Source organism: Clostridium sp. Marseille-QA1073, assembly GCF_054863625.1.
On record NZ_JBSVQM010000005.1, the window covers coordinates 81,345 to 101,343 of the forward strand.

17 protein-coding genes, 2 pseudogenes and 1 riboswitch are annotated in these 19,999 nt (G+C 26.1%); of the genes and pseudogenes, 7 read left to right on the top strand and 12 right to left on the bottom strand.

The features are described from left to right. Positions 1-113 precede the first annotated feature (113 nt). The 3 genes from ACY1IQ_RS06065 to ACY1IQ_RS06075 form a co-directional block, all read right to left on the bottom strand. The gene (locus ACY1IQ_RS06065; RefSeq protein ID WP_461613123.1) at positions 114-1,514 is read right to left on the bottom strand and encodes an MATE family efflux transporter; all 1,401 of its coding nucleotides are present in this window, start codon (positions 1,512-1,514) and stop codon (positions 114-116) included. Between the two features lie 201 nt (positions 1,515-1,715). Then, complete coding sequence (locus ACY1IQ_RS06070) at positions 1,716-2,960, bottom strand: DUF438 domain-containing protein (RefSeq protein WP_461613124.1); 1,245 nt, start codon at positions 2,958-2,960, stop codon at positions 1,716-1,718. Positions 2,961-2,980: 20 nt separating this feature from the next. Continuing rightward, on the bottom strand, positions 2,981-3,124 hold the full coding sequence (locus ACY1IQ_RS06075; RefSeq protein WP_461613252.1) for a DUF1858 domain-containing protein: 144 nt from the start codon (positions 3,122-3,124) through the stop codon (positions 2,981-2,983). 510 nt (positions 3,125-3,634) lie between these two features. On the opposite strand from ACY1IQ_RS06075, the gene ACY1IQ_RS06080 reads away from it, so the two are divergent. After that, on the top strand, positions 3,635-4,792 hold the full coding sequence (locus tag ACY1IQ_RS06080) for a sensor histidine kinase (protein WP_461613125.1): 1,158 nt from the start codon (positions 3,635-3,637) through the stop codon (positions 4,790-4,792). A gap of 144 nt (positions 4,793-4,936) precedes the next feature. Here ACY1IQ_RS06080 and ACY1IQ_RS06085 read toward each other — a convergent pair whose 3' ends face one another. Then, positions 4,937-5,446 (bottom strand): hypothetical protein, encoded by a 510-nt coding sequence (locus ACY1IQ_RS06085; protein ID WP_461613126.1) that lies wholly within the window; start codon positions 5,444-5,446, stop codon positions 4,937-4,939. A gap of 5 nt (positions 5,447-5,451) precedes the next feature. Continuing rightward, positions 5,452-5,853, bottom strand: coding sequence for a DUF4430 domain-containing protein (locus tag ACY1IQ_RS06090; RefSeq protein WP_461613127.1), 402 nt, complete (start codon positions 5,851-5,853; stop codon positions 5,452-5,454). A 294-nt stretch (positions 5,854-6,147) separates the two neighbouring features. After that, positions 6,148-6,329, bottom strand: a riboswitch (cobalamin riboswitch). A gap of 281 nt (positions 6,330-6,610) precedes the next feature. Between ACY1IQ_RS06090 and ACY1IQ_RS06095 the strand changes: the two genes are divergently transcribed. Both ACY1IQ_RS06095 and ACY1IQ_RS06100 read left to right on the top strand, forming a co-directional pair. Beyond that, positions 6,611-7,381: an exodeoxyribonuclease III gene (locus ACY1IQ_RS06095; protein WP_461613128.1), complete on the top strand. Its 771-nt coding sequence runs from the start codon at positions 6,611-6,613 to the stop codon at positions 7,379-7,381. A gap of 449 nt (positions 7,382-7,830) precedes the next feature. Next, complete coding sequence (locus ACY1IQ_RS06100; protein ID WP_461613129.1) at positions 7,831-8,202, top strand: hypothetical protein; 372 nt, start codon at positions 7,831-7,833, stop codon at positions 8,200-8,202. Between the two features lie 120 nt (positions 8,203-8,322). On the opposite strand, the pseudogene ACY1IQ_RS06105 reads toward ACY1IQ_RS06100, so the two are convergent. From ACY1IQ_RS06105 to ACY1IQ_RS06115, 3 genes and pseudogenes are all read right to left on the bottom strand, one after another. After that, positions 8,323-8,849: pseudogene (locus ACY1IQ_RS06105) on the bottom strand (permease). Positions 8,850-8,853: 4 nt separating this feature from the next. Continuing rightward, positions 8,854-9,333, bottom strand: a complete 480-nt coding sequence (locus tag ACY1IQ_RS06110) for a permease (protein WP_461613130.1) — start codon at positions 9,331-9,333, stop codon at positions 8,854-8,856. A gap of 271 nt (positions 9,334-9,604) precedes the next feature. After that, on the bottom strand, positions 9,605-11,047 hold the full coding sequence (locus tag ACY1IQ_RS06115) for an amino acid permease (protein ID WP_461613131.1): 1,443 nt from the start codon (positions 11,045-11,047) through the stop codon (positions 9,605-9,607). Positions 11,048-12,039: 992 nt separating this feature from the next. Here ACY1IQ_RS06115 and ACY1IQ_RS06120 point away from each other — a divergent pair. Beyond that, positions 12,040-13,359, top strand: coding sequence for an APC family permease (locus ACY1IQ_RS06120; protein WP_461613132.1), 1,320 nt, complete (start codon positions 12,040-12,042; stop codon positions 13,357-13,359). A gap of 63 nt (positions 13,360-13,422) precedes the next feature. On the opposite strand, the gene ACY1IQ_RS06125 is transcribed toward ACY1IQ_RS06120, so the two are convergent. The 3 genes from ACY1IQ_RS06125 to ACY1IQ_RS06135 form a co-directional block, all read right to left on the bottom strand. Beyond that, complete coding sequence (locus ACY1IQ_RS06125; protein ID WP_461613133.1) at positions 13,423-14,673, bottom strand: aminopeptidase P family protein; 1,251 nt, start codon at positions 14,671-14,673, stop codon at positions 13,423-13,425. A 172-nt stretch (positions 14,674-14,845) separates the two neighbouring features. Continuing rightward, complete coding sequence (locus tag ACY1IQ_RS06130) at positions 14,846-15,883, bottom strand: S66 family peptidase (RefSeq protein WP_461613134.1); 1,038 nt, start codon at positions 15,881-15,883, stop codon at positions 14,846-14,848. Between the two features lie 283 nt (positions 15,884-16,166). Continuing rightward, on the bottom strand, positions 16,167-16,490 hold the full coding sequence (locus ACY1IQ_RS06135; RefSeq protein WP_461613135.1) for a thioredoxin family protein: 324 nt from the start codon (positions 16,488-16,490) through the stop codon (positions 16,167-16,169). A 429-nt stretch (positions 16,491-16,919) separates the two neighbouring features. Here ACY1IQ_RS06135 and ACY1IQ_RS06140 point away from each other — a divergent pair, with 429 nt between their 5' ends. Genes ACY1IQ_RS06140 through ACY1IQ_RS06150 form a run of 3 tightly spaced genes read left to right on the top strand, consistent with a single transcriptional unit; the run spans position 16,920 to position 19,143 of the window. Beyond that, the gene (locus ACY1IQ_RS06140; protein ID WP_461613136.1) at positions 16,920-17,741 is read left to right on the top strand and encodes an ABC transporter substrate-binding protein; all 822 of its coding nucleotides are present in this window, start codon (positions 16,920-16,922) and stop codon (positions 17,739-17,741) included. Between the two features lie 36 nt (positions 17,742-17,777). Next, positions 17,778-18,434 carry an amino acid ABC transporter permease gene (locus ACY1IQ_RS06145; RefSeq protein WP_039632351.1) on the top strand — a complete coding sequence of 219 codons (657 nt, stop codon included), beginning with the start codon at positions 17,778-17,780 and terminating at the stop codon, positions 18,432-18,434. After that, positions 18,421-19,143 (top strand): amino acid ABC transporter ATP-binding protein, encoded by a 723-nt coding sequence (locus ACY1IQ_RS06150; protein WP_461613137.1) that lies wholly within the window; start codon positions 18,421-18,423, stop codon positions 19,141-19,143. The genes ACY1IQ_RS06145 and ACY1IQ_RS06150 overlap by 14 nt, the downstream gene beginning before the upstream one ends. Before the next feature lie 129 nt (positions 19,144-19,272). On the opposite strand, the pseudogene tnpA reads toward ACY1IQ_RS06150, so the two are convergent. Then, a pseudogene (gene tnpA, locus ACY1IQ_RS06155) lies at positions 19,273-19,711 on the bottom strand (IS200/IS605 family transposase). Between the last annotated feature and the right edge of the window lie 288 nt (positions 19,712-19,999).

Consider the following 19,999-nt stretch of genomic DNA (forward strand, 5'->3'; position numbering starts at 1 on the left):
TTTTATGTATTTTTCTCTATTAATCACAGCCTACATTTATTTATCTTTATTTTTCTTTTTTATAACAGGTAAATATTTCATTAAAAATAAAATAAGCCCATAATAGGCTTATTTTAAATAGCAATTTCACTTTCATTTTCTATATCTTTTATAACATTGTTAATCCATTTGTTTGAAATAAATCTTTTAACTAATACCACTACTTTTATGGTTTCTTCAATAGCAGTCATTAGTGCAACTATATAAACTGGAAGTTTAAATATAAATGCAGCAACAAAAGCTAACGGTATTCCTATAAACCATAATGTAATACCCTGAACCATAGCACCAAACTTTGCATCTCCTCCTCCTCTAAGTACACCTACAATAAGCATAACATTGTATACTTTTGCAGTCATAACTACAGCATAGATATACAAAATTAGTAATGCGTCATGTAATACAGCCTGTGAAACATTAAATAGTGATAGTACCATTGGAGCACTTAAAGCAAGAATAAAGGATAGTGCTAGCCCAACTAATGCAGATACTGCACATAGTCTTCTTGCATAAAGTTTACCTCTTTCTTCTCTTCCTGAACCAATCTCTTTTCCTACAATAACTACTGAAGCATTAGCTAGTCCAAAAGTAATTATCATAAATAAATTTTGAACAGTTGTACAAATCTGTATTGCTGCGGAAGCTTGAGTACCTATTCTTCCATAGATTATTGCATAAGTTACATTTCCAAATCCCCAACAAGCTTCATTAAGCATAACAGGTATTATGGTTGCATAAACACTCTTAACTAACTCTTTAGTTATATTAAAGAATTCTTTAAATTTAACTGCTAATATCCCCTTAGTAAAATATATAGGAGCTACTAATATGATTGATTCTACTATTCTTGCAATTAAGGTAGCAAGTGCAGCACCCTTTACTCCCATAGCTAAAAATCCAAATTTACCAAATATAAATATATAATTTAATACTCCATTACAAATTAATCCTGCTAAACTAGCTACCATAGGAAGTACTGTATTTTCAATGCTTCTAGAAGCTGCAGCAAAGTTAAAGCTAACAGCTGTAAATACATAACTTAAACATACTATAATTAAGTATTCACTTCCTATTCTTATAACTTCTATATCTTTATTAAATATTCCTATAATTGATTTTGGTACTAATAATGCTACAATAGTAAATAATGAAGTTATTATCATACCACTTATAAGTCCAATGCCTAATACTTTCCTTATGTTTTCCTTGTCTTTTTTACCCCAAAGTTGAGATATAAATACGGAACAACCAGAACTTATACCCATAATAAATATACTAAATAAAAAGTAATACTGATTTGCTATACCTACAGAAGCTAATTCAGTTTCTCCAACCATACCAATCATAACTGTATCTAACATATTTAATGAAGATGCTATTAACTGTTGTAATACAATAGGCATAGACAATAGAAATAAGTTCTTGTAGAATTTCTTATCGTTAAAAAGTTCTTTAAAGTGTATCTTTAAACTCAATTTCATTTCTCCTTTCTTTATGTTTTTAGATAAAAAAAACACTTTGAAGATTTTCAAAGTGTTTAACTTCAGCACTTGTATATCTTTTTTGTAAAAGATATATAAAGCAAATTATTAAATTTTATGTGTTTTTTTAAATTCCTATAGAATTATATAAAATTTTTTCTTCTATGTCAATGACTATTAAAAGCTATATATAAATTATTGTGATAATAACCTCTTCTCACCAGTTATTTCTTGAATGGGCTTTATATTTTGAGTTACTTCTAATGTTCCTATATACTCATCCTTTTCATTTGTAATTGCAAAATATCGTATATATACATATAACTCTCCCATTTTAATCCAGAATTCTTCACTACGCTTTTTTCCAGACTTAAAATCTTTAAGCATTTGTTCTACAATATGAACACTTGCAGGTGGATGACAATTTTGCACAGTTCTTCCAATTACAGATTTAGTTCTTGCAAATATCCTCTCTTGACTTTGAGAAAAATATTTTACTACATCATCTTTATCAATAAAAGTAATATCTACTGGCAGCTGATTAAATATAGCTAATAATTCTTCTCTATTCAAAATCCCTGTATCAAATTTAACATACCCTTTTTCAAATTCATTCTCTTCTTTTTCATCATATTTCATGATTACTCTTTTTAGTTTCCACTTTTCTACTGAATCTATTAAGCAATATCCTATTTCATCACTATCCTCCATTATTTTAACCCATTCATCTTCTGTTAAAGTTTCTAATAATAATGGAAATAGTATATTTTCTTCTTTAAATATCATATCTAAAATTTTTGTTGTAATTATATTAATTTTTTCTTCCAACATCTCTATATTACCATTGAAATTAATTAAAACATCTTTTATCTCTTTTATGCCTCTTCTTATTTCATCATCTACAGCCCACATAACTTTAGGTGGAGCTGTAATTTTATATTTTTCCATGTAAGGAAATAATATATTTTCTTTTCTACTATAGTGCTTATCTATATCCCATAGCAAGTTAAATTCTTCTAATAGTTTTAGTAAATTTTCATTGACATTTTCCTTTTTATATAATGCTAAAGCTTGTAATATATTCTTATTTAAGAGGTTCTCTATTGCTAGATTCTCCATTTTTAAAGTATAAATAGGATGTCCTTTACTATTTTCAGGTCTTTCATCTCTATGAATTTCCTCAATTGAACCTTTAAATACTTCAGCATGAACATCACATAATCTTTGAATTTCTTCTACTTCCATTCCTTCCTTTATTAGAGCTGCTTCCATTTGTGATATTTCATTTACAGAAACATTTTTTATAAGTGTTTCAAATTCTTCTTTGACTTCTCCTACATTTTTTCCATTATGCAAATCTCTTATTATTTTCTTTAAACTTTCCGCTCTCTTATTTATATTTATTTTTTTATTCTCTCTATTATTTATAATCTCACTCATATGCTCTACCTCCTTTTCCATTAAACTATATGATAACCTTCTTTTATTAGTTTTTCTTTAACTTCATTTATGTCATAACCTTTTATTTTTGCACCTTTAGAAATGGTCATAATTCGTCCAACTGTATTTAACATTTTATCATCAGCTATATTTTCAAATCCTATATTTTTAACCTTTCTCTAAGTGTGAAATTTTCCTTGCATAGCTCATAAATAGTCTTATTCATATCTAATATGTTCTTCATACTTCACCTTCTTTTTAAGAATATATCTTAATTTATTAATTCAAGTATAAGAGAAGCATCTCTTATAAACTGTGATTTAAATCAAAATTTAAAAATATTTTTATATGAAATATAAATTCTATTTATATAATTTACACTCAATATAAAAATTTTCTACTAAATTTTGATACAATATTTCAAATATCTTATTTATAAGAAGTAAAAATAATTTAAGCTTCACACAATTTTAATATAACAAATTAAACCTATTAATTTATGGGAATATATGTAATTATATTCCACCGCATACTATCTTTAATAGAATAAATGCTTATAAATACAGCATTTATTTATTGTTCATCCTTTATTTTAAATCTGCGCAATATTTTACATAATATTTACAATAATGGTGATATAATAAAACATATTCTATACTAAAAGGTGATGTAATGTGAATAATGTAAATTTAATGTTAAACAATGAAGACCTATCAGAAATGCTAAATGCCTTAGAAGATTTAAATGAAGTAGGTGATTATGAATATATCTTTAAAAAAAATGTTGTAAAATTTTCAGAAGAACTTAGTAAGGTGGTTGGTTGTAATGAAAAAAAACTTATGTTAACTGCACTAGAAACTTTATATGAACATATTTGCCCTAGTGACTTAATTTATTTATATTACAAAAGTAAAAAACTTAAAAAAAATAAAAGGTACAACTCAAAATACAAAATATCAGAAATAAATGAAGATGATATATACATATATAGTAAAGATACATACGGTAAAAATAATATTCTTTTAAAAGAAGCCTTAGAGTATAGTAATCTTAAAACAGAATTTTTATCAAATATGTCTCATGAACTTAGAACACCTCTTAATATTATATTTAGTTCTATTCAACTCTTTAAGGTATATCTTGATAATGAAGATAATTTAAAAAGTAAAGAAAAATTATATAATTATGTTAATATAATGAAACAAAACTGCTACAGGCTGTTAAGATTGATTAACAATCTCATCGATTCCACAAAAATTGACGCTGGGTTTTTATCTTTAAATATGCATGATCAAGACATAATTTGTATAATAATAAACATATGTAATTCTATTAAAGGTTATATAGAAAGTAAAGATTTAACCTTTACCTATCACAGTACAGTTACTAGTAAGATAATGAGTTGTGATGCGGAAAAAATAGAACAAGTAATTTTAAATTTATTATCTAATGCTGCCAAGTTTTCAAAGCCTCATGGTAAAATTCAGTTGAGCATCTCTGAAAATAATGGTAACTTAATCATTTCGGTAAAGGATAACGGTATAGGAATCCCTAAAGAAAAACAAAAGATAATCTTTAATAGGTTTAGACAAGTACAACCTCTTATGAACAGAAATCATGAAGGTAGCGGTATAGGCCTTTCCATTGTGAAGTCTCTAGTAGAAATGCATAATGGTGAAATCTCTGTTATAAGTGAAAAAAATGTAGGAAGTGAATTTATAGTGGAAATTCCTATATTACAAAATAAAAATTGTATTTATAGTGAAAATAAACAAATAAATTTTAATTCTATAGAAAAGATATATATGGAATTTTCTGATATATATAATTAATAGAGCATTTTAACTGATGAATTATCTTTATAATTAAATAAAAAAACCTTCTTGTAAATGATATTTAGTAAGTCCATTTAATTACAAGAAGGTTTTTTTACTCTTTTAATATGATGCTTAAATTTAAACAATACAATATTAAAATTAACAACTTTTGCACTCTTGGTTATTTAGTTTTATTAATAACTTATAAATATGTTCTCCTAATAGCATCATTGCTAGATAATTTCCTACCATATGGATTATATCGTAAGGTATTCCTCTTATCCAATAAGCAACAGCAAAACTAAGGTCATTTAATATTATATAAGGAAGGGCAAAAAGCATACCAAAGATTAAGCCGAAAACTCCTGAAAATATAGACCAAAGTAAAAAGTTTTCTTTATTTATCCTTGTAAATAATAATGTTAATATAACTAATAATGGCCAAACAAAAGCATAGCTAAACCACCATAATCCAATTCCGTAGATTAATCCTTCTATAAGAACAAATAATAGTGCTATAATTATAGCTTTTTTCCTAAATACAAGTGTATAAACAATTAAAAACATTGATACAAGTTCTATATTGGGTAAAAAGCTTAAAAACATTTTTGACACTGTGATTATTGAAGATAATAGCACTATTATAATTAACTCTCTAGTTTTATTCATACTATTTACCAGCCTGTTGTAAATATAAACTCAAATCTATCTCCATCCGCTATCGTAGTTTCGTCTATTCCTGCTGCCGCATCCACTCCGTTTATTGTAAGTTTCCACCACTCTTGTTTATTCTTATCTGCTAAAATTCCATCTACTTTATTTACATATCTTCCAAATTGTGATTTTTCTGCATCTATTACCTTCATCTCGTCTAATGCCTCTCCTAAAAATTCAGCATTTGTTGAATGTTTATGTTCTTTTTCGTATTTATCTTTTTCAGATTTAACAATTACTGTTATATTTTTATTTCCTTTAACGGTTTCAACTTTCGCAAATTTTCCATAAGCAAAATACCCTACAACAGCAATAAGTAAAATTAAAATAGTTGTTATAATTCTTTTATTGTTATTCTTCATAACTATATCCTCCTATATTTTCTATATAAATTAAACTGATATAAGCCCCTGACTAATTAATTTTTATTTAGCTATATTCAAAAATAACTGTTCAATATTCTTATATATTTTCTTTCAGATGTCTTAGCTGATTCCGTAATAGTTTCTATTCTGAAATAGAAACAACTTGTGTATTGCTCCTTTCTATATTTAAATTCTATGTATTACAAAATAAAAAACTCTCTTTCTTTAAAAGTAAAAGAAAAAGAGTAGCTTTCTGTAAAACTAAACCAACTCTTCCCTCCGAAGAAAAGCTTGTGAATATACTGTTTAATAAGTATCCTGGCTCTCGTTTCAATCTCCGAGCGTCTTCCCAGATAAACTCCAGTGACTATTGCTCTTTGTCCACGATTACAGTAGCGGGGGCTGCTATGGCTTAAAACCATATTCCTTATAAAACAGCACATATTAACTTAATTAAATTCTATCATATGAAAATTTAACTTTCAATAAATCTATTAAATAAGTCTACTCTTTATAAAAGAGATTAAATTTTTATATTGATAAGAATTATAATTTATCTTTTATTAATAGACTATTAAATTATATAATGATAGAAAAGATTAAATTAATCATTATATACAATATTCAATGTTATAATATTACTATTATAACAAAATTTTTTGTTAATTATTATTCATATTTTATCTTATTAAATATTTAAAATTGAGATATATTCTATAAATTTATCTCAAATACTTATAAGGGGAGTTTTACAATGAAAATTTACTCATGGAATGTAAATGGCCTTAGAGCCATATTAAAAAAAGATTTTATTCCTTGGATAACCGAGTCATCACCTGATATATTATGTATTCAAGAAACTAAGCTTCAAGAAAATAATTTAGATGAGAATATAACTAATATTGAAGACTACTATTCATATTTTTCCCATGGAATAAAAAAAGGCTATAGTGGAGTTGCAATTTATACTAAAACAAAACCAAAATCTATAAGAAATGGCATTGGTATTGAAAAATTTGATATAGAAGGACGTATATTAATTGCTGAATATGAAGACTTTACTCTTATGAATATCTATTTTCCTAATGGTCAATCATCTGAAGAAAGACTTAAATATAAAATGGAATTTTATGATTCTATATTAGATTTTTGTAATATGGAAGTATCAAAAGGTACTAATTTGATAATTTGTGGTGATTATAATACTGCTCATACTCCTATGGATATAAAAAATGCTAAAGCCAATGAAAAGACCTCTGGCTTTCTGCCAATAGAAAGAGCTTGGATAGACAAATTTATATCAAATGGATACATCGATACCTTTAGATATACAAATCCAGATGAAATAAAATATAGTTGGTGGAGCTACAGATTTAAGGCTCGTGAAAGAAATGCTGGATGGAGAATAGATTATTTCTTTGTTTCAGATAATATGATTAATCGAGTTTCAAAGGCAGAGATTTTAAATGAAGTTCTAGGTTCAGACCACTGTCCTATAACTTTAGAAATTGAAAGTCGTGATTAAAGTCACGGCTTTTTAATTTATATACTCTTTAAATATTAAAAATATTATAAGTAAATAATTATTTTATATTTAAGTATATTATATTTTTCTTTTCATAAAATATTTTTATAATAAAAACATAAAATATGATATAATTTATATTTAAATATGAAAAGTAATTATAGTTTATTTAACATTAAAGTTTTCTATAATTTATAATGAACTTATTATAATTGGGAAATAATAATAATAATAATAATAATAATAATAATAATAATAATCCTATAGCCATACCTAAAATTATATGTTTATTATATATTTATAAATTTTAATTAACATTAATTTTTTATAAATATTATAACGTATTTTAACATAATGTTAAAAAAATATATATGTATAAAATTTGAAAAGTTTTCAAATAACTATTAAAATATATTTAATAGTTTAATTATAAGTAAGGAGTGAGAATTATGATGATAAAATTAACTGTTAAAAATCTTATTAATCTAGGCTTATGGGGCAGACTATGTGAGTATAAGGGATGGGATAAGCATATTGTAAGAGATGGGTTAATTTCATTAGATAGCGAAGTTGAGTTTGATGATGAATTCTTAAAGAAAGATGTCGTTCCAATAGATCAATTAAAAATGTTCTTATTTAATATAAATAGTGACGTAGCAGTTTATTGCGGAATAATGCTAGCAAGGGATTTAGAAGATGCTAAGCTTAGAATAGGAACTATACACAATGTTATTAAAATTAACACTATAGAAGAGATAACTAAAGAACAATTATATAATCTTAAAAATATGCATCATGTCCTTTATAGAAAACAACTTTAATGTTTTCTACTTTAGTACAATATGTTTATATTTATTTTATTAAATGATTTTTCATATTAATTTAAAAACAATGAAAAAAGTTCATTTCATACAAAAGAATGAAGCAATCTATATAATGCTTCATTCTTTAAATTTGTTATAAATTTCTTTTAAATCATTTTACTTAATAGCCCTTCTATTAAGTATGCTAAAATTATAATACTAGGTAAATTTACTAAAAGTCTAGTAAAAGTATATTTATATCCAAGTGCTGATAGTTCAAATAAAAATGTTGGTATTTTTGTAGTACACCAAGCTCCCATAAAAATCATTATATTACTAAATTTGGCTCCCTTTTTAATAAATACAGCAGTTATAGGAAAGGCTGCATATACAGGTCCTGCTGCTAATGATCCTAATAATATAGCAAGGACTACTCCTAAAATTCCTGAGTTATTTCCCATATATTTTATCATGGTTTCTCTAGGAACCCAAATATCTACAAGTCCTAATAATAGCATTATAGGTGGTAATACTGCCAGCATTTGTTTAAAGGAATCTAGTGCTATTAATCCTATATTTTGTCCCTTATTAAAATCAATTAAAGTTATTATTAAAGTTATAACTAATATTATTATAAAAAAAGAATATCGTTTTAGCCATTTCATAAAATCACCTCATCATAGCCCCTACAATAAATGCACTTACTATAGAATAAACAAAATAAATTACATTTCTAACTGCTGTTGCCTTTTTACCTATAAACTTTGCTTCCATAGTAAAAGTAAATATTCCAACAAACATGAAAGCAGAAATTAATGCTGTAATTTGAGTATAACCTGCTCCATTTTCTAAAAGTAATGCTGTTGTAGAAAAAGCTACAAATGTAGGTACTAAAGTTAATGAACCTATTATAGCAGCAGTTATAACACCCAAAGCTCCAGATTCTTCTCCAATAATAGATGATATATTCTCCGGTGATAGTATAGTAAGTATGATCCCTACTACAAATATAATTCCTAAAAACTGTGGCATTATATTTTCAAAGGATTGTATCCCTGCCAATAATGCACTTTTTGTTTTCTTCCTATCTTTTAAAAAAGAAATCAAATAAAATACAATCACAGCTCCATAAAGTAAAAATGTAGTCATTACAAATCCTCCTAGAAACTATTAAATCTTTATTATATTAATATTAAATTTATATTTTATTAAGTTCTATATTTGTAAGTTGTAAATTTTCTTCAAATCATTTTTTTAATAAATTGTTAATTTTTTTATAAAATATATAAAATTAAAGTCCACTATTTAAGAATTTTAAGTTTCTAATAAAGTATTTATTATGAAACTTAAATCCATATAAAATAGATGGACTCATAAATTATAATCTCTGTAATAATATTTAATAATTAAACATGTTTTTTTAAAGTTCTTTTATATTATTTTTTCTCTTAGCAATAAAAGGCAGTATTAACCCTAATCCTATAAGAATAAAAGGTGTTAATATATTAAGTGATATTTGAAAGTACCATTGTGATGTAAAAGCTTCTAATCCTTTTGGAAACATACCCATAATGCATGCAAAAGCAGTAAAAGCAAAACACCATAATCCAACACCATAGGCTACCTTAGAATTTTTTATAAATCTATATTCTGAAGGATACTTTTCTGTATACTTTTTCCTTAAGAACATATATGCTAAGAATACCCATAAATATCTCAGTGGCATAACTATTGAGTTTAAATCTAACAACCAGTTAAATAAACTATTCATATCACCAATACCAAGTGCAGGTATTATTATTAGAATACTAACCAAAATTGCTGTGACTTTATATCCATTTATTGGTGCACCATATTTATTAATTTTAGTTAATGACTTTGGTATATACTCTGAATTTGCATCTCCTAATAATACTTTTAATGGTGCATCTATTGAAAATACTAATGCAGAAATTTGACCAGTCATATTAGCAAGCGCATATAAAATTAAGAAGAAGTTTCCTACTCCATAATATTCTCCCAACATTTTAAAAGCATAATATTGACCATTCATCTTTAAATCTGCTGGAATGTTATTTGCATCAAACATTATTGACATTGCAAATGAACCTAATAATGCTGATACTGCTACCATTATTGCAAGAACTATCATCCCTCTTGGGAAATCTTTTGATGGATTTTTAGTATTATTTACATATGGTGATAATTTTTCTGCACCACCAACTGCAAAAACTAACATTGATAATGTAGTGAAATATGCAAAATTAAATTCTGGCATAACTGAACTAAAGGTTATATTTGTTGTTGCAGGCTTAATTCCTCTTATTCCAGGTGCTGCAATTACTAATAATATATACAATAATGACATTACAAATATTGAAGTACCTGCTAAAGTTCCTATTCTTTTTAAAGACGTAATTCCTCTTGAAGCGATCCATAAAAATACTAAGAATACTACTAGTGATATTAATTGCAATGTTAGTGGATTAATTCCTTTAATGAAATCTCCGCTTTGTGATACTCCCCAACCTAATGCTATTAATACTGATTGAGGTTTTTGTGCTAAGTATGGTATATGTACAACCCAATAAGTCCACCCAGCTAGATAAGCTAATTTTTTACCCATAGTAGCATCAATCCATCCACTTACACCTGAATTACTTTCTTTAAAAGTAGCTCCTAACTCTCCTACCATTAAAACATACGGTACAAAATATAATCCTATAATTAATATCCAGGATACTATTACCTTTAATCCTTGGTTAGCAAAATTGTTAACAACATTACCAAATCCCCATACTGTAACAAAGGCCATTAGCGCAAGATTTTGCCATGTAAGCTTTTTAGCTTCGTTGTTACTCATAATATCATTCTCCTCTTATGTAAAAACATTTTATATAATAATATTTTTACTTAATTTTATTCATGTAAAAATATATTTCCCACAAGAATACTTTTTTATTAGACATCTAAAAAATTAATTAAACAACAATTTTTAAGTATATTAACCCCCACTTTCATAACTGACTTAAAACTTAATATATAGATTAATATAATTTTCTTTATTAGATATTAAATAATGACAATTGTACATTATAAATTAAATAATTAAAAATTATTTTAATATATACACTGTTTTCGCAAATATTATTAATATAGTTATAATATTTACTTTTTCTTATTATTAGTATTGGATAAGATATACTTGAATATTTCCTTAATATTTTAAAATAACTCTTTTCTATTATTAAAAACATTCAATTAAATTTTGTTATTTAATGAAAAATTTGGTTTAAACATGTTTAATCCTAAAACAAACTTTACCATACCCACTAGAAATAGACAATATAAATTAGTATTGTAATATTATTCACTATATTCATAATATTATATATAAAGAATAAAAATTTCAATAAGTTTAATTATAAATAATCAAAATTTAAATATATTCCATTATTACTTAAGATTATTATAATCCTCAAATAATAGTCATAATATTATGTTTTAAATTTGAATTTTTACTAAATAATCATTTAAATTTTATTTTATATAAAATAAAAATTTAAATAATTCACTTAATTTACACAATATTTCCTTTATTTAAATAAATTTAATGGTATAATGTTCTAGTTATAATAAATTTTCTAGAAATATATTAAAGTAACATAAAATATATCTTAGTCTTCACTAGTTATTTTTAAGATACATTTTTAACATACATAATTATAAGAAGTTTATATATAATAGTAAACTCTTATATATATGGGCAAACTTTTTAAATATGAACAAAAGAATCAATTTAATAATATCTTCGTAAAATATTATAATTTATATACTTAGAAAGGATGAAAATTAATGGAGAATTCAAATGAAAAAGTATTAAGAAAAGAACTTGGATTATTTGATGCCATAACTATTGTATTAGGTATGGTTATAGGTTCAGGTATTTTTTTCAAACCTTCCATAGTTTTTAAAAATGCTGGTTCACCATTATTAGGTATATTAGCTTGGGTATCAGGAGGAATAATAGCCATGGCATCAGGTCTAACCATTGCAGAAATTGCAGCAGCTATTCCTAAAACTGGTGGGCTATTTGTGTATCTTAAAGAACTTTATGGAGAAAAATGGGCATTTTTATTTGGCTGGGTACAAACTGTTATTTATCTCCCAGGAGCAGTTGCAGCTTTAGCTATTGTGTTATCAACCCAAGCTACAGATTTTATTAATTTAAGTAGTACCTCTCAAAAACTATTAGCTATTGGATTTATAATATTTCTTACAATAGTTAATATAATTTCTACAAAATTAGGAAGTAAAATTCAAGGAATAGTAACTGTAGCAAAGCTTTTACCAATTATAATTATTATAGTACTGGGATTTATGAAAGGAACAGCTCAAAGTTTTAGCCTTAATATAGGAAATTCAAGTAGCGTATCTGGTTTTGGTGCAGCTATATTGGGTACCCTTTGGGCTTATGATGGATGGATTAGTGTAGGAAATATGGCAGGAGAACTAAAAAATCCTAAAAAAGATCTTCCAAGATCTATAATATTGGGATTATCTATAACAATTATAGTTTATGCACTTATAAATATAGCATTAATTAAGATAATACCAATGGAAACAGTTATAACTTCAGAAAAGCCAGCTTCTGATGCTGCAATGGTCTTATTCGGAACTAATGGAGCTAAATTTATTTCTATCGGTATATTTGTTTCTATATTTGGTGCTTTAAATGGATATATGATGACTGGAGTAAGAATTCCTTTTGCTATGGCTCAAGATAATCTAGCACCTTTCAGTTCATTTTTCGGTAAAATAAATACTAAGTTTGGCACTCCAACAAATGCTTTTATATTTCAAGGATTTTTATCTTGTCTTTATGTTTTATCAGGTTCCTTTAATATGCTTACTGATTTAGTAATGTTTGTACTATGGATATTCTTTACCATGGGTGTTGCAGGAATTTTTATTTTAAGAAGTAGATTTAAGGATATAGAGAGACCTTATCGCGTACCTCTTTACCCTGTAATCCCTCTTGTAGGAATAGTTGGAAGTAGTTATATAATAATAAGTACATTAATAACTAATACTTCTTTTGCAATTTATGGAAGTATAATAACCTTATTAGGACTACCAGTATATTATTATGTTAAAAGTAAAAATATAACTTAATATGTAAATATAAAATCGGCTTACTTACGGTAAGCTGATTTTATATTTTATTTTTATCCCTTGTTATCTTTTATTTTTTGCCATAAATTCTTCTATTTCATCTATTTCTTTTATAATATCTTTAGATAAATTTATGCAGCCATCTTCTGTCACAAGTAAGTCATCTTCTATTCTAATTCCAATGCCTTCTTCTGAGATATAAAGACCTGGCTCATTAGTCAAAACCATACCTGGCTGTAGTGGAATATTATACTGTCCAACATCATGAGTATCTAATCCTAAAAAATGTCCAAAGGAATGGAAATAATAATTAGATAATTCATTATCTTCTTTTATCAATCCAAGTTCTTTGCATCCTTTAGCAAGCTCTTTTTTAGATAATTCATTTATATCCTTCCACATAACTCCTGGTTTTACAGCTGTTTCAATAGCTTTTTGAGCTCTTAACACTACATTATAAACAGCTTTTTGCCTTTCAGTAAATTTACCATTTATAGGGAAAGTACGAGAAATATCGCCATTATAAAGTTCATATTGTGCACCTAAGTCAAGTAAAACTAAGCTTTCATCTTTAACTTCACAATTATTTTCTTCGTAATGAAGTACTGTGCCATTTTTTCCTGAACCAATTATGGTATTAAAAGCTGTAACCTTAACTCCATTTTTTCTTAAAGCATAATCAAAACATGCTTCAAGTTCATATTCCATCATTCCTACTCTAGCATTAGACATCATATTATATATACCTTCTTTAGTTAAATCTATAGCTTTTTTAATGAGTTCAATTTCTTCCTCAGATTTTATAACTCTTAAATTAGCAATATGATCAAATACATTTTTCACTTTAAAGAATGGATATCTTTCTAAAACTTTCCTTGCGAAATTTACTCCTTCACTATTTGCCATATTATATTCTTGTCTTTCAAGATCTAAATATATATTTTCAATAATCATATCTCCACCAATTCTACCAAAAGATTCATGAAATTGATCTAAATACTTAATATTTTCTATACCAGTTAGATCCTTAGATTCTTCTACAGATAGCTTTTCTCCAATCCATCTAGCCATAACAGGATCCTGCCTTTCTATAAAGAGGCTTTCTGATACTTGTCCATCTTGTTTCACTAACATAAATATAGCTTTTTCTCTTGGAAAACCAGCTATATAGTAAAAGTTCCTATTTTGTACAAATGAATATTTGGCATCTGCAGACCTATATGGAGCATCTCCTGCAAAAAGTATTAAAACTGAATTATCTTCTAATTTTTCACTAAGATTCTTTCTATTTCCAATAAAAAATTCTTTATTCATAATTTCCTCCTATTTAAATATATTTATATGCTTTGAAATCAATATTTTTACTCAGGCATATAAAGAAAATAATTAGCAAAATATACAAACATACTTAATGTTTATTTTCTAATATACCTTAATAAACTTTTAAAAAATATTTATGACTTTTTAATATGTTAATCTATTTTTATCATTCAAATGGACTTTCTATTAAAATAATTTCATTAGTATTAGGATTTAATCTAATACTAGTTCCTATAGGTAAAATTATTTTAGGATCAGTATGTCCAAAATCTACATCTACAACTATTGGCATGTAACTATTGTTAAACTCATCTCTAATAACTTTTAATATAATATTATTAAGTTCTTCTTTTTCTTCTTGTGAATAATCTTTAGCTCTACCAAAAATTATAGCTCTTGTTTTATCAAATATCCCTTGAATACCATAATTCCTTAACATAGATTCAACTTGGTTTGGAGAAGGCTTATCCTCTGAAGTTTCAAAAAATAAGACTTTATCATTCCAAAACTCTTTATTCGGCCAATAGTCTGTTGATTTTAAAAACTCTAAGACCTCAATGCATCCTCCCCATAATCTACCTTCTGTAATTTCTTGTCCTTGTAAAAATCTCCATCCATCTTTATTATCATTAAATTCTGTGCATTGCCCTATTGTATCTTTATTTCTCCAATCTTTATACCCATTCACCCATTTTTCATAAGGTCTATATGAATAAGGTATTATTTCCTCAAACAACATTGCTTTAATATGATTTATATAAGATTTTGGAAGATTCTCTAATTGAGCAAATCCTGCCATAACTGAAGGCCCATAAAAAGTAATCATACCTAGCTGATTTAAATAAGTTAAAAAAGTAGTGGCATCTGAAAATCCCATAATAAATTTAGGATTATTTATTATTAAATCTTTATCTAAATATTTTAAAATTCTGACAGATTCATATCCACCTATAGACGTTATAATTCCATCAATACTATCATCTTTAAAAGCATTGTTTATATCTTCTGCTCTTAATCTGGGATTGTTATAAAGATCTTCTGATGACATTCTGGCAGTTTTCATTTCAACTACTTCAAACCCTAATATGTCTCTTAAATTTTTTAATCCAAGCTCATAAATATCTGGAAATAAAAATGGTAAACCATTAGATGGTGATATAACTGCTATGCGAGAACCCTCTTTTAATCTTTTAGGTTTTATCAAAATATCCTCCCCTTTAAGCTAGTATTTACATATTAATGCTAGTAATTTTTTACTTAATTGCTTATATTTATATGATATTCTACTATAAACTATTTTAAAACACAACTTTTTTAATTTACAATTCACAATGCAAAATTTATAACTATTATAAAAATTTTATTATGAAAATTGAAATCATGCATAAGTTAAATTTTCATTAAGGAACCATATATAATGAATCATACATTATAGCTTCTATATATTTCCCCTTATAACTAAATTTAAATAGAACTTTATAGAAATATTAATTAAATAAATAATTATGCCATCTTGAAATTTCAAACTCTAAGTTCTCAAAGTCAATAAATCTACTTTCTCTATGAACTTCCTTACCTTGTGCAAACATAATTATAGTTGGTACTGTAAATATGGTAAATTCTCCACTTGCTTTTATCATTGAGTCAATAAATATATGTTTATAATTTATATTAGGATATTTGTTCACTAAGTATTCTACTCTTGGCTCTATAGAAGTACAAACTCCACAATCTTTTGTTGATGCTAAAATTAAAGATAATTTATTATTTTTAATTGAATTCAATATTTCTTCTAAACTTTCACTATTCATATTTTATCTCCCAAATTAATATTCTTTACTATTTCATAATTTTATCATAACTAGACATAAATAAAAATTTAGTCATAAAAACTAGTAGAATTGTTATGACTTATTGTTGTGTCTTCATTTCTAATTTTATTTACATAAATTATAAGAAAATAAAAAAATAATATCTAAATTTAAGGATGGAGATATTATTTCATAAAACTCAATGCATAAATTATCTAATATAATAAATATATAAAATTATGAATAATATGTATAAATATTATTAAAATATAAATTACTTTCTGAATTTAGCCTTAAAAAACATATAAATATAGGTATTTTACTACAAAAAATCAATTTTTAAAAGTTTTTTTAAAAAAGTATTGCATATTTATAATAAATGTATGTATAATTATACTCAACGTAAAAATTGATTTAGGGGGATTAAAAATGAAGAAAAGTTTATTTAAAAAGTTTATAGTAGCAACTATGGTAGGTGCAATGACATTTAGTCTAATAGGATGTAATAAAAAAGAATCTGATGCAGGATCAGTATCGATTTTAGAGAAAGTTAAGGAATCTAAAAAACTAGTTATTGGTACAAGTGCTGATTACCCACCTTATGAATTTCATAAAGAAATAAACGGCAAAGATGAAATTGTAGGTTTTGACATAGCAATAGCAAAAGAACTTGCTAAGGATTTAGGCGTTGAAATAGAAATTAGTGATATGAGCTTTGATGGATTATTGGCTGCTCTTAAAACTGATAAAGTAGATATGGTTCTTTCTGGCATGAATCCTTCAGAAGAAAGAAAAAAGAGCGTCGATTTTTCAGATATTTATTATAAAGCACAACATGGAATAATAGTTAGAACAGAAGATAAAGATAAATACCCAGATTTAGATAGTTTAGCTGGTAAAAAGGTAGGTGTACAAAAAGGTTCTATACAACAACAATTTGCTACATCTCAAATAAAAGATGCAGATTTTAAAGGTTTAAGTAAAGTCACTGATTTAATAATGGAACTTAAAAACAATAAAGTAGATGCAGTTGTCGTAGAATTACCAGTTGGTGAACTTTATGCTGAAAGAAATCCTGATTTAGCAATGACAACTTGCGAATTTAAAACAGAGGAAGACTTAGGTACAGCTATTGCAGTTAAGAAAGGTGAGGCAGATTTTATAGAAGAAATAAATAAAACTTTAAATAGACTTATAAAAGAAGGAAAAATATCTGAGTTTATTGTTGAAGCAAATAAAATGATAGAATAATTGCTACTATAGAACTTTTGAAAGGAGGAAGACATTTTGGATTTTGGATTTTTAAGCAAATATTATCCTTTCTTCATCGAAGGAACAAAATTTACCATAATACTGGCATTTTTTACTGTTGTGTTTGGTACAATTTTAGGCTCTATATTAAGCCTTATGAAACTTAGTAAAAATAATTTTTTAAAATTTATCTCATCTTCTTATATAGAAATCGTAAGGGGAACTCCAATATTAGTTCAGTTATACATAGTCTATTATGGATTACCTTCACTAGGTATTCATTTTCCTGATATGGTAGCAGCGATAATAACCTTATCTTTAAATAGTGCTGCCTATGTTGCAGAAATTGTACGAGCCGGTATAGATGCTGTAGATAAGGGCCAAAAAGAAGCTGCAAGGAGTTTAGGTATGTCAAATTCTTTAACCATGAGACTAATAATAATGCCTCAAGCTTTAAAGAATATACTACCTGCGCTAGGTAACGAATTTATAACAATAATAAAGGAATCTTCAATAGTATCTGTTATAGGAATCGGTGAGCTTATGTATAAAGCAGATACAATAAGAGGAAACACCGCTCAACCTTTTGAACCATTAATTGTTGTTGCAATTATTTATTTTGTATTAACATTTACTTTATCAAAATTACTAGGAGTAATTGAGAGGAGGATGAAGATAAGTGATAACCATTAAAGGATTAGAAAAACACTTTGGACAACATGAAGTTCTTAAAGGTATAGATGAGACTATAGAAAAAGGTGAAGTAGTTGTGGTTATAGGACCTAGTGGTTCAGGAAAAAGCACATTTTTAAGATGCTTAAACCTACTTGAAATACCTACTTCTGGAACAATAACATTTAAATCAACAGAAATAACGGATAAAAAAATTAATATAGATAAAATAAGAGAAAAAATGGGTATGGTGTTTCAACAATTTAATCTCTTTCCTCATAAAACTGTATTGGATAATATAACACTATCACCAATTAATGTACAGGGATTAAGCAAGGAAGAAGCAGAAAAAAAAGCAATGGCCTTACTAGAAAAAGTGGATTTAAAGGATAAGGCTAAATCCTACCCCTCTTCATTATCTGGAGGACAAAAACAAAGAATTGCCATAGCTAGAGCTTTAGCCATGGAACCTGAGGTCATGCTCTTTGATGAACCTACCTCTGCTCTTGATCCAGAAATGGTAGGAGAAGTTTTAAATGTTATGAAAGACTTAGCAAAAGAAGGAATGACTATGGTAATAGTTACTCATGAAATGAGATTCGCAAAAGAAGTCGGAGATAGAATTTTCTTTATTGATGGTGGAAATATTGTTGAAAAAGGAACTCCAAAAGAAGTTTTTGAAAACCCAAAGCATCCACGAACTAAAGATTTTCTATCAAAAGTATTATAAAAATATTTTAATAAAAATCCACCAGCTAAGCTGGTGGTATTTCTATCGTTCTATAAGGATATTTTATTAGTATTGCGCCTTAGGGCGCTTTTTTCTTTCACAAGCTGCATCTTTTATTCCTTATTATCATTAAAAGAGTTCATATATTTTCTTATACTTATTTAATCTTAAATCATATCTTTTTTGCTGATTTTTTATATATTCTTCTACTGTAGTTTTATTACTCCCTACTGTATCTACGTAAAATCCTCTATACCAGAAGTGACTATTTCTATATTTATATTTTAAATTTGCAAATTTCTTAAATATCATTAAACTACTTTTCCCTTTAAAAAATCCTATAAAATTTGATGCATTCTTTCTTTGTTGGAATGAAAACTAATATATGTATATAATATACACATGCATTTACTTCTATTATTTCAGCACTTTTCTATTCACATAATTCTCTTAATATCTTCCCTATCTCTGCTTTTTTTCCATATGTTTTTTCCCTTCTGAATTTTGACGTGAATACTATATGGTATTTGCAGCTCCACTTTGTATGTAATAAACTATTACTCTTCATTTTGGATGACCTTATTTTGTATTTAGACTTAGCTTACGAAACTATTTCTATTTTAACAAAAGGAAATTTTTTTGTTGTACTCATTACTAAAAACCTAATACTAAATATATAAAATTTAAGTCTTTAAATTATGGAACATTATAACTATTCTTTAATAATATTTCTTAATTTCATAAAAATTCTTATAACTTATTGCCATTTCGGTTAAAAGATTATATAATATTAGTCACAAACATATACTAATCTTAATATAATATAATTATATTCTTAAACTTTATATATTTTTGG

Bases quoted from the DNA above. Each gene is read 5' to 3' on its own strand.
- ACY1IQ_RS06100 (WP_461613129.1), top strand. From the start codon at position 7,831: ATGATGATAAAATTAACTGTTAAAAATCTTATTAATCTAGGCTTATGG.
- ACY1IQ_RS06085 (WP_461613126.1), bottom strand. From the start codon at position 5,446: ATGAATAAAACTAGAGAGTTAATTATAATAGTGCTATTATCTTCAATA.
- ACY1IQ_RS06140 (WP_461613136.1), top strand. From the start codon at position 16,920: ATGAAGAAAAGTTTATTTAAAAAGTTTATAGTAGCAACTATGGTAGGT.
- ACY1IQ_RS06110 (WP_461613130.1), bottom strand. From the start codon at position 9,333: ATGACTACATTTTTACTTTATGGAGCTGTGATTGTATTTTATTTGATT.
- ACY1IQ_RS06095 (WP_461613128.1), top strand. From the start codon at position 6,611: ATGAAAATTTACTCATGGAATGTAAATGGCCTTAGAGCCATATTAAAA.
- ACY1IQ_RS06120 (WP_461613132.1), top strand. From the start codon at position 12,040: ATGGAGAATTCAAATGAAAAAGTATTAAGAAAAGAACTTGGATTATTT.
- ACY1IQ_RS06125 (WP_461613133.1), bottom strand. From the start codon at position 14,673: ATGAATAAAGAATTTTTTATTGGAAATAGAAAGAATCTTAGTGAAAAA.
- ACY1IQ_RS06070 (WP_461613124.1), bottom strand. From the start codon at position 2,960: ATGAGTGAGATTATAAATAATAGAGAGAATAAAAAAATAAATATAAAT.
- ACY1IQ_RS06090 (WP_461613127.1), bottom strand. From the start codon at position 5,853: ATGAAGAATAACAATAAAAGAATTATAACAACTATTTTAATTTTACTT.
- ACY1IQ_RS06135 (WP_461613135.1), bottom strand. From the start codon at position 16,490: ATGAATAGTGAAAGTTTAGAAGAAATATTGAATTCAATTAAAAATAAT.
- ACY1IQ_RS06115 (WP_461613131.1), bottom strand. From the start codon at position 11,047: ATGAGTAACAACGAAGCTAAAAAGCTTACATGGCAAAATCTTGCGCTA.